Source organism: Desulfoluna sp. HI9BLuna (genome assembly GCF_056829775.1).
The window spans coordinates 5718435-5732417 of sequence record NZ_CP186555.1 but is presented as its reverse complement, the minus strand read 5'-3'; the positions used below and the strand labels follow the sequence as shown (position 1 = coordinate 5732417).

General features: G+C 40.4%; 11 protein-coding genes. 1 reads left to right on the top strand and 10 read right to left on the bottom strand.

What is annotated here, in order from left to right; translation table 11 throughout:
• Positions 1-84: 84 nt before the first annotated feature.
• A complete protein-coding gene (locus ACOYW0_RS23315) occupies positions 85-867 on the bottom strand; it encodes a WecB/TagA/CpsF family glycosyltransferase (protein ID WP_482416132.1) in 783 nt (260 codons plus the stop codon).
• 63 nt (positions 868-930) lie between these two features.
• Here ACOYW0_RS23315 and ACOYW0_RS23310 point away from each other — a divergent pair, with 63 nt between their 5' ends.
• Complete coding sequence (locus ACOYW0_RS23310; protein WP_482418856.1) at positions 931-1341, top strand: transposase; 411 nt, start codon at positions 931-933, stop codon at positions 1339-1341.
• A gap of 176 nt (positions 1342-1517) precedes the next feature.
• Here ACOYW0_RS23310 and ACOYW0_RS23305 read toward each other — a convergent pair whose 3' ends face one another.
• From ACOYW0_RS23305 to ACOYW0_RS23265, 9 genes are all read right to left on the bottom strand, one after another.
• Positions 1518-2735 carry a hypothetical protein gene (locus ACOYW0_RS23305; protein WP_482416131.1) on the bottom strand — a complete coding sequence of 406 codons (1218 nt, stop codon included), beginning with the start codon at positions 2733-2735 and terminating at the stop codon, positions 1518-1520.
• Between the two features lie 26 nt (positions 2736-2761).
• Entirely contained in the window at positions 2762-3532 is a 771-nt protein-coding gene (locus ACOYW0_RS23300) for a class I SAM-dependent methyltransferase (RefSeq protein WP_482416130.1), read from the bottom strand.
• Positions 3533-3745: 213 nt separating this feature from the next.
• The gene (locus tag ACOYW0_RS23295; RefSeq protein WP_482416129.1) at positions 3746-4888 is read right to left on the bottom strand and encodes a glycosyltransferase family 4 protein; all 1143 of its coding nucleotides are present in this window, start codon (positions 4886-4888) and stop codon (positions 3746-3748) included.
• Between the two features lie 605 nt (positions 4889-5493).
• A complete protein-coding gene (locus tag ACOYW0_RS23290) occupies positions 5494-6273 on the bottom strand; it encodes a sulfotransferase family protein (RefSeq protein ID WP_482416128.1) in 780 nt (259 codons plus the stop codon).
• A gap of 545 nt (positions 6274-6818) precedes the next feature.
• A complete protein-coding gene (locus tag ACOYW0_RS23285) occupies positions 6819-8213 on the bottom strand; it encodes a flippase (protein ID WP_482416127.1) in 1395 nt (464 codons plus the stop codon).
• Between the two features lie 204 nt (positions 8214-8417).
• Entirely contained in the window at positions 8418-9038 is a 621-nt protein-coding gene (cysC, locus tag ACOYW0_RS23280) for an adenylyl-sulfate kinase (RefSeq protein WP_482416126.1), read from the bottom strand.
• Between the two features lie 67 nt (positions 9039-9105).
• Entirely contained in the window at positions 9106-10395 is a 1290-nt protein-coding gene (locus ACOYW0_RS23275) for a nucleotide sugar dehydrogenase (RefSeq protein ID WP_482416125.1), read from the bottom strand.
• Positions 10396-10717: 322 nt separating this feature from the next.
• Positions 10718-12088 (bottom strand): MBL fold metallo-hydrolase RNA specificity domain-containing protein, encoded by a 1371-nt coding sequence (locus ACOYW0_RS23270; protein WP_482416124.1) that lies wholly within the window; start codon positions 12086-12088, stop codon positions 10718-10720.
• A 65-nt stretch (positions 12089-12153) separates the two neighbouring features.
• Positions 12154-12504: a four helix bundle protein gene (locus tag ACOYW0_RS23265; RefSeq protein WP_482416123.1), complete on the bottom strand. Its 351-nt coding sequence runs from the start codon at positions 12502-12504 to the stop codon at positions 12154-12156.
• Positions 12505-13983 lie beyond the last annotated feature (1479 nt).

The window sequence follows — 13983 nt, the reverse complement described above, 5'->3', positions numbered from 1 at the left end:
CTAAATGATTGTGATGTCAGAAGGGATAGAAAGGGACAAATAAATAACACCGATAAAAACGTAAAGCCAAATTAACGAGGGGAACTACTGGGACCCATCGGTGGGTTGAAGATCGATGGAAGGAGATGCATTTCCCCGTCGGATCATTTCACGCATGACCATCCAAACAAAAGCGGGATTTGTTCGTGCATAACGCCGCCACATTCTGTTCGGTTCCTGCAGAACGCGATAACTCCACTCCAGACCGGTTTTCTGCATCCACTTGGGGGCTCTCCGGGTTTTTCCCGCAATGATATCAAAACTGCCGCCCACGCCCATACAAAAAGGGACTTTCATGACTGGCATCCACCGATTTAAAAACTTCTCCTTCATGGGAGACGAAAAACCGACAAAAAGCATATCGGCGTTGCTTTCCCTGATCTCCTCCGCAATGGCATGCTCCTCATCTGGGGCATAATACCCGTTGCGATACCCCGCCACATTGAGCTCCGGGAACCTTGCTTTAAAAACCTCAACAACATCTTTTACCACCCACTCCCTGGCTCCAAAGAAAAAAGGCCTGTAGCCCTTGACGGCACAGACACGAATGAGTTCCTGAAAAAGATCAACCCCTGCAACTCTTTCCGGAAGCGGTTGTCCCAAAAGTCTGGAAGCCCATACAATGGGCATCCCATCGGCGTTAATGATATCACAAGACGAAATGATATCCTTAAGCTTGGAGTCAGACTGCATCTCAACAAACTTGGAGACATTGACAACAACGTGCTGGCACATTGCTCTGCCTTCAATTGCTTTTTCTACTTCAAGTATTGTTTGATTCATATCATATGGGTCAATGGGGCAGCCCATAACATCAAACCTCGACATTTGAAACCTCATTTTATCCAAGTTTACAACAAAGACCGCAGTAAAAAACTCTTTTGTACCTAAATATCGCCCTGTGTCAGGTTAGTTGTCGTCTTCGATAAGGACAATGACAGGTACATCAATCTGCTGACCAATCATATGACCTTTGGAGCAAGAACTATTGCAGTCATTTATAAGGTCCGATGGCAAATTGAGCTGTTCTTCAAAGCCATAAAGCAGAACCTGCGAATACAAACATCCGTTGGAACCTCCGAAAATGCCTTGATGAGACCGATTTGGACAGCACTTATCGCTATGTTGATTATCAGGTTCCTTCAGGCGAAATCGAATTTTGGCTGGTCACTGTCAAATCTTGTTGCCTTATTGAGGTGGAACCTGTTAACGCACCGGGATTTATGGGCTTGGATAGATCAACCAGGTGATGTTCTGCCACTTAAGCCTATGTCAGTACAGTTAATGCTCCCACTTACATGATTTGGAAAGCAGACAAATGAATGGGACCTGTTTTTTAAATTGTGCACCCTCTAACAATCACAAGGGCATCTCGAAGAAAATTATTCTTTTGGAGGCTGTTTTGTACAGTAATGACCCTAATTCAATATCCACCATGGCAAGGGCCCATCAAGTGCTATTTGCAAATTTATACATTCTCATGTAAATATAGCATCTTGACCACTAACAGAATAGCCAAAAGAGACTATTAACAAGCCATTACCAACCAAGCTGAATATTGAATAAGACATTGTACTAAGAAGAATAATATATATCGGAACATTACACAATTCAATCCTACCGTAACCTGTATTCTCTTGGGGATAAAACGAAAATAGCAGCATAATATAAGCTATAATACCAAATATACCACCCTGATAAACAAGCAGAGAAAAAAAACTTTCAATATGAAACGCATAGTTATGCTGCAAATATGATTTTGCAAATAAGTAGTCACTGTGCCCAAGCCCAAAACCAAAAAGGCAATCACTTAAAATAACGGGTACATTCAACAAGCCTAAAGCATGTAAATATACAGATTTGCCCACGATAGAATAACCACTATGAAAAACTAAAAACAACAATAAAAAAAGAACTAATAGAACACAACCAATTAATACTCTTAAATCGACTTTCCGTCCTATAAAATACAAGAAAAGCAATATAAAAGCACCTTTACCTGCAGCAAGAACTACACCAGCAACGCAAAGAAGCAACCAAAAAAACACGTACCAAAGCGGCCTAATATTGATTTTATTGAACTCTATATAAATGATGATACTACTTACTAAAAAATAACTAAAGCCAATTGCGTCAAAATAAAATGATGTCATTCTTTTATAATCGCCCACCAACCAACCTCTATAAAGACCTGAATCACCCATATGCCCATCACCGAATTGCAGACTAACAAATCGATAAATGGAATCATCATCCCAAAATAAGTCAAAGAAATATTTCTCTATAAAGCCAAATATAATAGATATTAGAGACACAAAAAATAACATCTTAATAAGAGTCACTACATATATTTGATTATTATCATGAAAATACAAAAACCTACCAACAAAATAGAGCAAAGGCAGAAAAAACAGATACCTATAAAAAGATAAACTAAGCTCAAAACGTCGCAAAATAAAACAGTCTATCAAAAACCATAAGAAAACAAACACAGAATAGTAAATCAGTCGACGGTCATAATTATTTATTTTTATGATATTTCTTTTTGTACACAACAAAGCAACAAGGTATAAAATTATCAAAAAATACTTGGCCAGCCCTAAATCGAATAACACGGCAAATTGGTCATACAGCAAAAACTCTAATAAATTAGAGGCGATAATAAAAAGGAACAGCAAGTAAAAAAGAGCCACCATAATTATACTTTCCAACGTTTTTGAAATTATAATGTTTTCGTTGAAACATACGAAATAAAGGGCTTAAGTCTCGGCATGAGCCTTGATAAAAATTGTTTGACAATAGAACTATATTGGCCACGGTAAATTACCATTTTAAGATCAAAACCAATACTTAACAAAAAATCAACAACCTCTGTCTTGGTATATTCTCTAACATGGCCCATATGTCCTAATGTTTCTATCTTATGATATTCATCATAAGTACTTCCTGAACAAGAGTATGAACGATTCTTAATCAAAAAATTATATATTCCGTTAATTGATCGTAAATTTGGAGTAGAAAGCATCATAATCCCTCCTGGCTTCAACACCCGCAATACTTCAGATAAAGTAAATATTGGGTTAATACGAAGATGCTCGAAGAGTTCATTAAAAACTACAGAGTCGAAGGAATTATCATTAAAAGGTAACCTTTCTTTTTCAATATCGCATTTAATAACATTCAAATTTAATTTATCTATTGCTGATTGGTACCGTTCAGGAGCAATATCTATACCAGTCACCTTGTAATCACTTAAAGACAGTGCTGCTGTTAACAGCAATGGTACAGAGCCAAATTCAAGAACCGAACTTCCTTTTTCCACATGATCTTTCACAACATCTAAGTCCAATGCAATTCGCTTACTATGATGAAAAATATATTTATTGTGCCAAGCCGATAGCTCTAAATCGACAGGCGAAAGTTGCTTTTCGCATTCATTAATTGTTAACAGTGATTCTTTAGATGGGATGTTGCTTTGAGCTTTTGTATCCATTTTTTATCCTTTAGTCACGGTTACAATAATTGAGCAAAAAACTAAATTGAGCACTTAGCTTTCTAAAAGAGCTTATTTTGCGAAGAGTAATGGCACAGGAGCATGAACTGCATCAATAAAAAACAAACGCTTATATACGGAAAAACACTTTTTTGAATACAAAATAATGAAAAAAATATTTACTGACTAACTCGCATTAAGGTCAATCAGACTTCAATCATATTGATTAGAGTAATACTCAACAATTTCATCGCCGATTGTATTCCAGTTCAATCTTTTATGTGTTAATTTAATAGCCCTTTTAAATGAGTTTAATTTTAATCGATCATCCTTAAGCAAAGCATTAAGACACTGAGTTATTTCTACATCGTTAACATCTATTACGTAACCAGTACCGTATTTATTTACACTCCATGAAAGACCACCAACATCAGTTACTATTACTGGAGTGTTAAATGTATATGATAAATACAGTGCACCACTTTGACTTTTAAACATCGGCGAGTAAGGAAGTACACAGACATCAAATAAAGAAAATAAATTAGCCAACATCTCATCAGGTACAAACCTATTTATGTAGTAAATATTATGATGGCTATCTGAAATAGTTCGGACTTTCTCTTCCAGTGCTTTATTTTTTGACCTTCCGACAACTGCAACCATAAAGCGCTCATTATTAACTTTAGAAAACGCCTCTAAAAATTTTATAGTACCTTTATACGGACATAATGTTCCAAACAATAACAGCTTAATTTGATATTTATTAGAACATGACATCACACCAAGTGAATCAAAAGTTTTTTCATTAATTTTGTCAAAGTAATTATCATAAAGTCCATGTTCTACAACATTAACACTATTAATATTTTTAGATTTCAAGTACTGGCAATTTCGCTGATCATGAACTATAATGTCTATATTAGTTTTTCTCAAAAAATATAAAAGAGCCTTATTAAAAAGAATATTTGATTTTGGATCATTTATGTTATGAATTGTGATAAAAGCTCTTTTTGCATTTACTATAGCAAAATAGTAAAAAATAAGGTCTATTGGTATAAATGAAAATCCTATCGGTTGAAAATGGATAACATCAAGGTTGTCTTTCTTCAAGCATGATAAAGCCCGTATATACGAATAAATTATATAAATCATTCTTATTATTTTTAACTTAGCTATTTTACCTACAGGATGGAAAAAGATATTCTTAACATTAACATTACACAAAAAAGAATACTGATATTGCGTTGATGTATATAGAGTGACATGAGTGTTCTTCTTTTTAATCCCATTCGCAAACAAAGTCGAATACAATCCTGAATTATTTGTTCCCCACAATTCGATTACGCCTATTTTCATCTTACTTATAACCATAGACAGCTCAAGTCCCTATTTGAATTATTGACTTAATGAAAGACCATAGGTGTTATTCTTTTTTTGTCAAAGAACAGAGAACGCTAAATCCGGATGAATCTTGTTTTTTATACTTCTGACATGACTTGGTAGAGGTGGCAACATAATCTTGGTTTGCTCCACTTCTCAGACAGAGGCTTTCAATATACATGCAAGTGATATCAAAAAAGACTCGATGAATATCTATGGTATTGCAGTATGCCCGAAAGGGCAATTGCGGATAGAATACCCAATGTAGAGCGCTTCTTCCGCAACCTTGAATCAGATCAGTCCATTTTATTGTCGCTTTGAAACAAGAAGTTAGACAAGGCCAAAATGACCCCTCCACGTCAACTATCATAATTCTAACTATTTATATTCAAAATTGTATTACGTAAGCCCAATAGAATTCTAAAAGTTTGTCGCTTAATTTGGGTGACCGTTTTATTGTTGACGGCTATAGAGAATCGATTGTGGACACTCCAAGTACGCTTACTCCTGATGAATTTCTATCGCCTATTCCCATCATATGTACTAACATTCGTAATAAAGTAGTGATAAATACTTAAGGTTCAATCTATCTCATTAACATAACTAATAAACTTTTTAAGTATACTGCCAATATGTAGTTGAGTAGTACTTTTCTTTCGAGCCCCTTTCAAATTACTACTCTTCCATATTTCATTCGGTTCGACTATAATTTTTGACACTTCTGCTAGCTCTTCATCATTTACGTGCTGGATATTCATCTGCAGTCTATTATTAATTTTGTTAATTATATCACTACGATTTGCTACAATATCATTATAATCAATTAACACATGGTTTTCATATTTATCCGTGTAATATATGGAGACAAAGGTTTCAGCAACCCAACGCTTCATATTTGTTAATAGACTGTCATCACCTCCCCACTGTTTAGCGGCCTTCATAATTGATGGGATAGCACCAGAATATGGACGAGTAACGTGTATATATTGAGCATCCGTGAATATTGAAGAAATATACTCAATTTTATTCAAATGGCCTGGCGTCTTCTCTAATATTATAGATTTATTAGCCTTTTTTGCCTTCCTTGATATAAATAAAAAAAAGGACTTAATTAATTTTTCTTTATCAAGACTAAAAAAAATATAATTTTCATGGTAATTTCTTTTAACCCACCAAAAACAATACCAACACGTCCATAAATTAGATATCACTAATGGAAATCGATCAAATCGAAGACCTTTAGTGAATATATGCGTTTCTGGCATAGAAAAAACTTGCTTATCGCACATAACAATTGATTGAGCCAATGTCGTACCAGAACGGGGAAAGCCAACAATAAATATATATTTAAGTCCAACCACACCAACCTCACATATACTATATGTAACTATTTATTATTATCCAAAGAGCAAAATCACTTTTTTTCCGCAAAATTGGGGTCTTGATTGTTAATCATCTTAAAGAGACCTATTCCTGAGCCTAAGTATTGCAATTGAGCTAATTTGAGCTAATTTTCTCATTTACACTCAGCTTTATTATAACATATATAGTAATATTTAATTAATTTGAATATTACTATTTTTGCCGTAAAATATCTACGAGACCAAAACTTTTTATGAAGCCACGCTGACGGGCCAATAAACCTACGCGCAATAATTATTGCACTTTTCTCCAACAACTATATGGAGACTGGATTTCTATATCATATGATCGAACCCAATATAAATATGATCTGACATAAAATGTTCATCCTATATTACTCATTCGATCCAGCTTTCCATACAAAATTCTATTCGAGTGTTTTTAACTTTTTTCAAGCCCTCCGTTCGTTTGATTTCAATGGTCATCTTGAAGTAAATGTATTTTTATGGGAACCCCTATCAAAGAAGGAGGGGTACACTCTCAATTACCTAAATTTACGGATTCCCACCAACAAAGATGGAAGCTTGTCACTCGACCTGCTCATTTTAAATGGGTTAAAAAACAAATAGAAGCCAAACTCTTTTTTTAAAATCAAATTTGGTATAACATTTTGGATAAAAATAGAAACGGAGCTTGCAATAGCAGCTCCATTTATTCCGTATCTTGGAATAAGAATTAAGTTAAGAATTACGTTAATTACCGCACTCACTAAAATAATATTCCTAAATTTTTTTTGCCTTCCTGTCATATTAAAGAAGTATCCAACTGAGCCAGATGCTGAGTTAATAATTTGCCCCGAAATGATAATATTCAAAGTTATATATCCAGACGTAAAAGAGTCGCCAAAAAGGCTTAGTACCCAATGCCCAAACACAATCAAAATAATAATTATAGGTAGTGTTAGCCAAAATATAATTCTTGTTGAAAGCTGTGAAAACTCTTTCAATGCATCGATCTGTTCAGAGTGATATAATTCAGAAAATTTAGGAGCTGATATTGAATTTATTGCCATAAGTATATAGCTAGTTAAACCTGCAAGCCTCACGACGATACTATAAACACCAACATTTTCTTCGCTTTCAAAAGCACTCAGCATCATCAAATCTATTTGCGTTATAACTACATAAAGAACCCCTGTCAAAAACATCGGATGGGAAATATTCAATATTTCTAAGTAGCTATATATACATCGCGAATGCGTAGTATTACTATTATCCATCTCAAAACTGAAGGCATATAAAACAAAAAAAGATGCGACTATCCCAACCATTATCGTCAATACCAACTGTATCCAAACAGGAGTAGCATCATAAAAAAAACAATAGGTACTACTTAGCAATAAAACAAAAAAAGCAAAAGGTTGAAAAGCACTCAAAAATGCATACAATTTCATCCACTTAAGCGCCCTCAACACCTCGGTATTCACTCGCCCCAACGAATAGAACATTAAAACCATTGAAGCCATAGAAATATACAACCCTAACGATTGCTTACCAAGCAGTTTATCTGCAATAAGGTTCGAACTACAGTGAACACAAAATCCCACAACCATAGAAAGTAGCATCACTATAAGAATTACTTTCTTGTACACCTTAAAAGCTAAGTCAGGTGAGTTGAAAGATGTATATTCTGGTATCAACCGGAGTACTGATGTTTGTGTACCAAACATTGAAAAAACAGATGTAATTATTAATACAGAATTTACAATAGCCACAACTCCAACCATTCCAGGCCCATAATACCTGGCAATAATGATATTCGTTGCCATACTAAAAAATGCGGCAACGACCTTGGCTATTAATGTTATCCCCCCTCCGCTAAATAGTTCTTTCAGGTTTTCATCCAATTTGACGGAATCGATAATTTTTTGCACCAGCATCTTAATCCTCATTTAGAACACCCAAATACATCGATCTATTATCTAATAAACTTTTCGATCAGGATCAATGCTGCTGACTTACCTACTTAAGCATCTGTAATAAATCATTTTATTCATATTTACAAAGCCATACAGAAAGCAAACAAACTTACCAAAACCATCAACACAATTTAGCAAAACGTAATACCAAGTTGAACTTCTTAATTACTGAGGCATTATAATTTTCTTTTCCTCAATAAGACTAACTATTCGCTGTGCAGCAACAATATAATCTTCTTTATCGGATCTTATAGCAATATTAGGCTTCTCTGGAGACTCGTAAGGACTTGAAATTCCAGTAAACAAGTCAATATCGCCTGCAATAGCTTTTGCATAAATTCCTTTAGGATCTCTCTCAATACACACTTCGACAGGACAATCGATAAAAACCTCAATAAAATTGTCCTTTCCAACAAGATTCCGAACTCGTTTACGGTCTTCTCGAAATGGCGAAATGAATGCTGTTATTGCTATAATCCCAGCATCGATAAAAAGATTTACCATTTCACCTATTCTTCGAATATTCTCAACCCTGCTCTTTTCATCGAACCCCAAGTCGCCACACAGTCCATGCCTCACGTTATCGCCATCAAACACATATGTTGAGCAACCCATATCATACAGGATTTGCTCAACATAATGAGCAATTGTAGATTTCCCCGATGCTGACAGCCCAGTGAACCACACTACAGCTCCTTTATGACCATGAAGTTTCTCTCTGTCGCGTCGAAAAACATTTGCATCATGCCAAGTAACATTGGTGCTTATATTCATTACTTTTGCCATAAAAGGGAACCTTTGTAGCGACTCCATTGTGGGTGGTTCATTACAGGAAAATCATAGCCAAGGGATTCTACAACCGCCAAAAATCTCCCCCCCAATCCCTCATCTCATCCGGATCCAGAACACTTTTGACATCAATGAGAGACCCATTGGTTTTGATTTTGTCTGTGAACGCTTCCAGGGGCATCGCTTTGTATTCGCGATGAGCGGTGGCGATGACGACGGCGTCGACGTCTTGGATTTCGTCGAAAGGGGTCAGCTCGATGCCGTAATGGCGCTTGGCCTCAAGGGGATCGACCTGGGAGTCGTGGACGTGGACATGGATGCCGTAGGATTGAAACTCTTCGACAATGTCCACAACGCGGGTATTACGCAGATCCGGGCAGTCTTCTTTGAAAGTAAGGCCGAGGACGGCCACGGAAGAGCCGTTGTTCAGGCATCCGTTTTTCATAAGGCGCTTTACAGTGGTCTGGGCGATGTACTTGCCCATGGAATCGTTACGCTTACGGCCGGAGAGGATCACTTCGGGGTGATAGCCTTCCACCTGGGCCTTGTAGGTGAGATAGTAAGGGTCAACGCCAATGCAGTGGCCGCCCACGAGGCCGGGCCTGAAGGGGAGAAAATTCCACTTGGTTCCCGCAGCTTCAAGAACGTTGAGGGTATCGATGTTCAGGGTGTCGAAGATGATGGCCAGCTCATTGATGAGGGCGATGTTAAGGTCCCTTTGCGTGTTTTCAATGACTTTAGCGGCTTCGGCTTCCTTAATGGTCGCCGTGGGGTGGACTCCTGCGGTGATGATGGAGCCGTAGAGGGACTTTACTTTTTCAAGGGTATCCGGGGTGTCGCCTGAGACAACCTTGGTGATGGTTGTAAGGGTTCGTACTTTGTCCCCCGGGTTGATGCGCTCTGGGGAGTAGCCCACATGGAAATCCGCTTTCCACGTCATGCCCGATTCCCTCTCAAGGATGGGCACACAGATATCTTCGGTTGCTCCCGGGAAAACCGTGGACTCGTACACCACGACGGTCCCTTTGCTCATGTGACGGCCCACGGTCTCGGAGGAAGACATAAGGGGCGAAAAGTCAGGTTGATGGGCTTCATTGATGGGCGTCGGCACAGCCACGATAATAAAATCGGCTTTTCCGATCATTGTGGGGTCGCTGGTTGCCGAAAATTTTACCGCTGCTTTGAAGGCCCCTGCATCCACTTCCCCGGTGTTGTCCACGCCCCTGCGGCAGTTCTCAACCAGGGACTCTTTGATATCAAAACCGATGGTCGCGTATTGTTTTCCAAATTCCAGGGCCAGGGGAAGCCCAACGTATCCCAAACCGACAACGGCGATGACTGGATCATGTATCATAATGGTTGGCTCCGTTATTACCCCGATATTTCAAGATAAAACGATCAGACCTGAGCAACAAGGAATTGTTGCCGCTGAAACTCACGATTGTCTGATATAGCGCTCACCCTTCGGGCGCTATCCTGCATGTTATCAGAGCTTTGGGATACACCACCCAATCTGCAGCCCTGATGCATTGACTATGGCAGCGCTCAGCTCATGAAATATCCGGTTTCGATGTGTTCTTGGTTTGCCGACTCCGATTCTTCTGCCAGAGAATGTGTATAGCTCAGTCAGAATATGATGGCGGAACGAAGAACCAGACACCTTTCACCTGAATGTCTTATAACCGATAACCACGATCTTCCAGCACCTTCTGTAAGGCCGTCCTTGCCTCCTTTTCTCCATGTACCAAAGTGATCTTACCCGGCTTCTCGGGCATCTCTTCCACCCAACGCACCAGCTCGCTCTGGTCGGCGTGGGCTGAATACCCCCCGAGTTCGTGAAGCCTTGCGTTGACCTGGACTTTCTCCCCGTTGATCCGAACGTAACCGTTCTTTCGGGAACCGTATGTGAGAATATCGCGACCGAGCGTGCCTTTGGCCTGGTATCCCACAAAAAAGAGATCGTTCTTTGCGTCTTCCAGGCCAGCTTCCAGATGGTCGATGATCCGGCCTCCGGTGCACATGCCACTGCCCGCGATAATAACCGCCGGCCCGGAAACCGTGAGAGATTTTTGGTGATCTCTGTAGGACTTTACCGCAAAAAGCGTCGCAAAGTCGATGGGATGATCGCCCTCTTTAAGCAGGCGCTTTGATTCTTGATCCCAGAATTCGCTCAAAGAGCCGTATATATGGGTGACATTGAGCCCCAGGGGAGAATCCACAAAAACCGGAATGTTTTTCAGGTCACTCCCCTGCCCTGCCGCTTCTCCTTGTTTCTGAGACGAAAGGATCCGGTCAATCTCATAAATCAACTCCTGGGTCCGCCCCAGGGAAAAGGCGGGGATGAACACCTTGCCGCCGTCGGCCAAGGCCCTTTTCAACGCCTTCTCCAGCCGCTGGATTCGGTCGCCCCTTGCCTCATGGTTCCGATCCCCGTAGGTAGACGCCATGATGAGAAGGTCGCAGCCATCGGGTGGATCCGGGTCGCATAGAATGGGCGACCCTTTGCAGCCCAGGTCCCCTGAAAAAAGAATCCGGTAGGGTGCCGGATCTCCTGGAATTGTGAAATGGATAAAACAAGACCCCAGAATATGTCCTGCGTGCCCAAATTTGAACCGAACCCCTTTGTTCAGTCGAAAGGACTGCTGATACTCGAATCCCCAAGAGAACTCGTCGATTACGGCCTCAAGCCGCTTAACCTCCTCTTTGGAACGATTTGAAAACCCCATGGCGTCATGGAGCATGGGGATGAGAAGCGCCTTGGTGGGGTGCGTACAGAGGATCTCCCCTGAAAATCCCGCATCAATCAGGTCCGGCACCCGGCCGATGTGATCGATGTGGGCATGGGTCAGGAACAAATAATCGATGTCCGCAGGCTCCACAGGCCACTCGGAGAACGGCGCAAGGGAATCCTCTCCCATGGCCAGTCCGCAATCGATCAACATGGTTGGACCATGGGTGATTGTGAGGAGGTGGCAGGAGCCGGTGACGGAACATTCGCCTCCCAAGTGCGTCAGAGAGATAAAGTCAGTTGGTAGCTTTGCAGGCATAGGGGATATGAAACCAAGGTAATAGGCCTTAGATTATAGGTCATAAAACAACCATTTGGCCCAATTTAATTTGCACGAGAGCGAATCAGACTGTATAGCATTTTTGAAATAGCTGAACATTCACTCTGAATGTAACATAACGTTTCCCTCGAAATATAACCAACTTCAAAGGCAATAATTGCCTGGGTGAACACTTCTGCGGACGAGCCTTTTGCTATATAAAAATGTTTGATGGCCTGTTTCTTCGTACCAAGTTCATCACCTTCTGCGATATTGCTCGAAACAGAAACAGCGGCGCGACGTATTTGGTCCTTTAAACCATAATCCCGTTCAAAAGGATTTTTACCGGTTATTACATAGATAAATACCGCAAGGTCTTTTGCACGATTCCATACTTTAAGATTCAGGAAATCCATAGGTTAACCGAATTTGCACAAAACGCACCCAGCATTTGCTTGTATATTCTAAATTACCTATTACCTATTTCCTATAACCCACTTCGCATAGCTCCGCCCCTCAGGTTACATCCACCTGTTAAAAAAATCGCGCAGAAATGGGAAATCACGAATCGCCGTAAGGGCGATGAGATCCAGCTCGGCATACGCATAGGGGGCACCGTATCCATTGGGGTCATGGTATGACCATGGACCACCACACAACATGATTCGGGCACGACAATGGGTACAACGGGCACTGCTTGTCTCTGGTACAACAAGGGGTACGACGGGTATTGCATGTAACATGTACAACAATATCAATGGGAACTTCTGTAGGGCCTGTCAGGAGCCCTTGGGTCTCTTTTCATTGAGGGGGGAAGAAGAGACAACGGTTCTGCCGTGCATACGCATGACGAAAAACATTGTTCTCCTGAAAAAGAGAGAACACCGTATTACTGTTTAGATTCACCCGATTGCAATTCAGTCGGGCAGTTGCGAAATTCACTTTTCTCAATTTCGCTGAAAATCAATCCTATGATTGAACTGACAAAGCGACGCGAGGTTTGCGTCATAACTGATCCACCAAACCAATTTGAAGTATTGTTGTCTCGTTTTTATTCTTCTCTGTCAATACAAAAATAAATTATCCGTGAATATGCTTCATCACGAAAAGCATCTACAGGTAAAAGTACCGGCGGAAGGCCTTATTAATAGTGGGAATATGCACCAGAGAAGCCCGCCACACCATAGCAAAGACAAGCGGCCCCATCAGGAGCCCTTTGCATCTACAATGCCTCCTATAACACGGCTGTCATAACACGCAGAATAGTGTTCGTGATGTAAAGAAGGGGTGATGTGGACGTGGTGAAGGGGCATAAACGGGACATGTGATGAGACAACAACCAGGGCAAATCTATAGACGTCCTTGCAGCTGGATTTCAAAAAAAGCAAAATGGACAGCACAACCGTGAAGTATCCCGACACCAGGCTTTTCCGTAAGGGGATCAATGCATGGAACACGCCAAATTACAGCAGGAGGGAATAACAGGTGGATTTATCAGAAAAAAACTATTGACATACCGGAAAGATGGTTTTATCGTGAGCACTAATAACTAGTTATTATTCGATATACGTAGCGACCCGACAGGATGCGGGAACATCCTGCCAGGCCTGACCAAAACAACCTTACAAGGAGGTCGTCATGGCTAAGCGATTTTTTACACCACCCCCAGATCCATTTCAAGTCGTATTTTCCTCATCACGCGGAACCCCGCAATCACTCACCCGTCTTTACTGCCGCTTCAAATGGCCGTTACCGTTTATTTCCTGATCGTCGGATAATGGAAAGGCGTGCCTTTGGGTGCCGATGCACCTGGTACTTTCCTTCGGTTTCACTTTCACGAAGGAATATCCTGCCAGGCTCACCAAGGCACGTTCGTCCGGAATCCGCCATCAGCA

Bases quoted from the DNA above. Each gene is read 5' to 3' on its own strand.
- ACOYW0_RS23315 (WP_482416132.1), bottom strand. From the start codon at position 867: ATGTCGAGGTTTGATGTTATGGGCTGCCCCATTGACCCATATGATATG.
- ACOYW0_RS23305 (WP_482416131.1), bottom strand. From the start codon at position 2,735: ATGGTGGCTCTTTTTTACTTGCTGTTCCTTTTTATTATCGCCTCTAAT.
- ACOYW0_RS23300 (WP_482416130.1), bottom strand. From the start codon at position 3,532: ATGGATACAAAAGCTCAAAGCAACATCCCATCTAAAGAATCACTGTTA.
- ACOYW0_RS23295 (WP_482416129.1), bottom strand. From the start codon at position 4,888: ATGAAAATAGGCGTAATCGAATTGTGGGGAACAAATAATTCAGGATTG.
- ACOYW0_RS23285 (WP_482416127.1), bottom strand. From the start codon at position 8,213: ATGCTGGTGCAAAAAATTATCGATTCCGTCAAATTGGATGAAAACCTG.
- cysC (WP_482416126.1), bottom strand. From the start codon at position 9,038: ATGGCAAAAGTAATGAATATAAGCACCAATGTTACTTGGCATGATGCA.
- ACOYW0_RS23275 (WP_482416125.1), bottom strand. From the start codon at position 10,395: ATGATACATGATCCAGTCATCGCCGTTGTCGGTTTGGGATACGTTGGG.
- ACOYW0_RS23270 (WP_482416124.1), bottom strand. From the start codon at position 12,088: ATGCCTGCAAAGCTACCAACTGACTTTATCTCTCTGACGCACTTGGGA.
- ACOYW0_RS23265 (WP_482416123.1), bottom strand. From the start codon at position 12,504: ATGGATTTCCTGAATCTTAAAGTATGGAATCGTGCAAAAGACCTTGCG.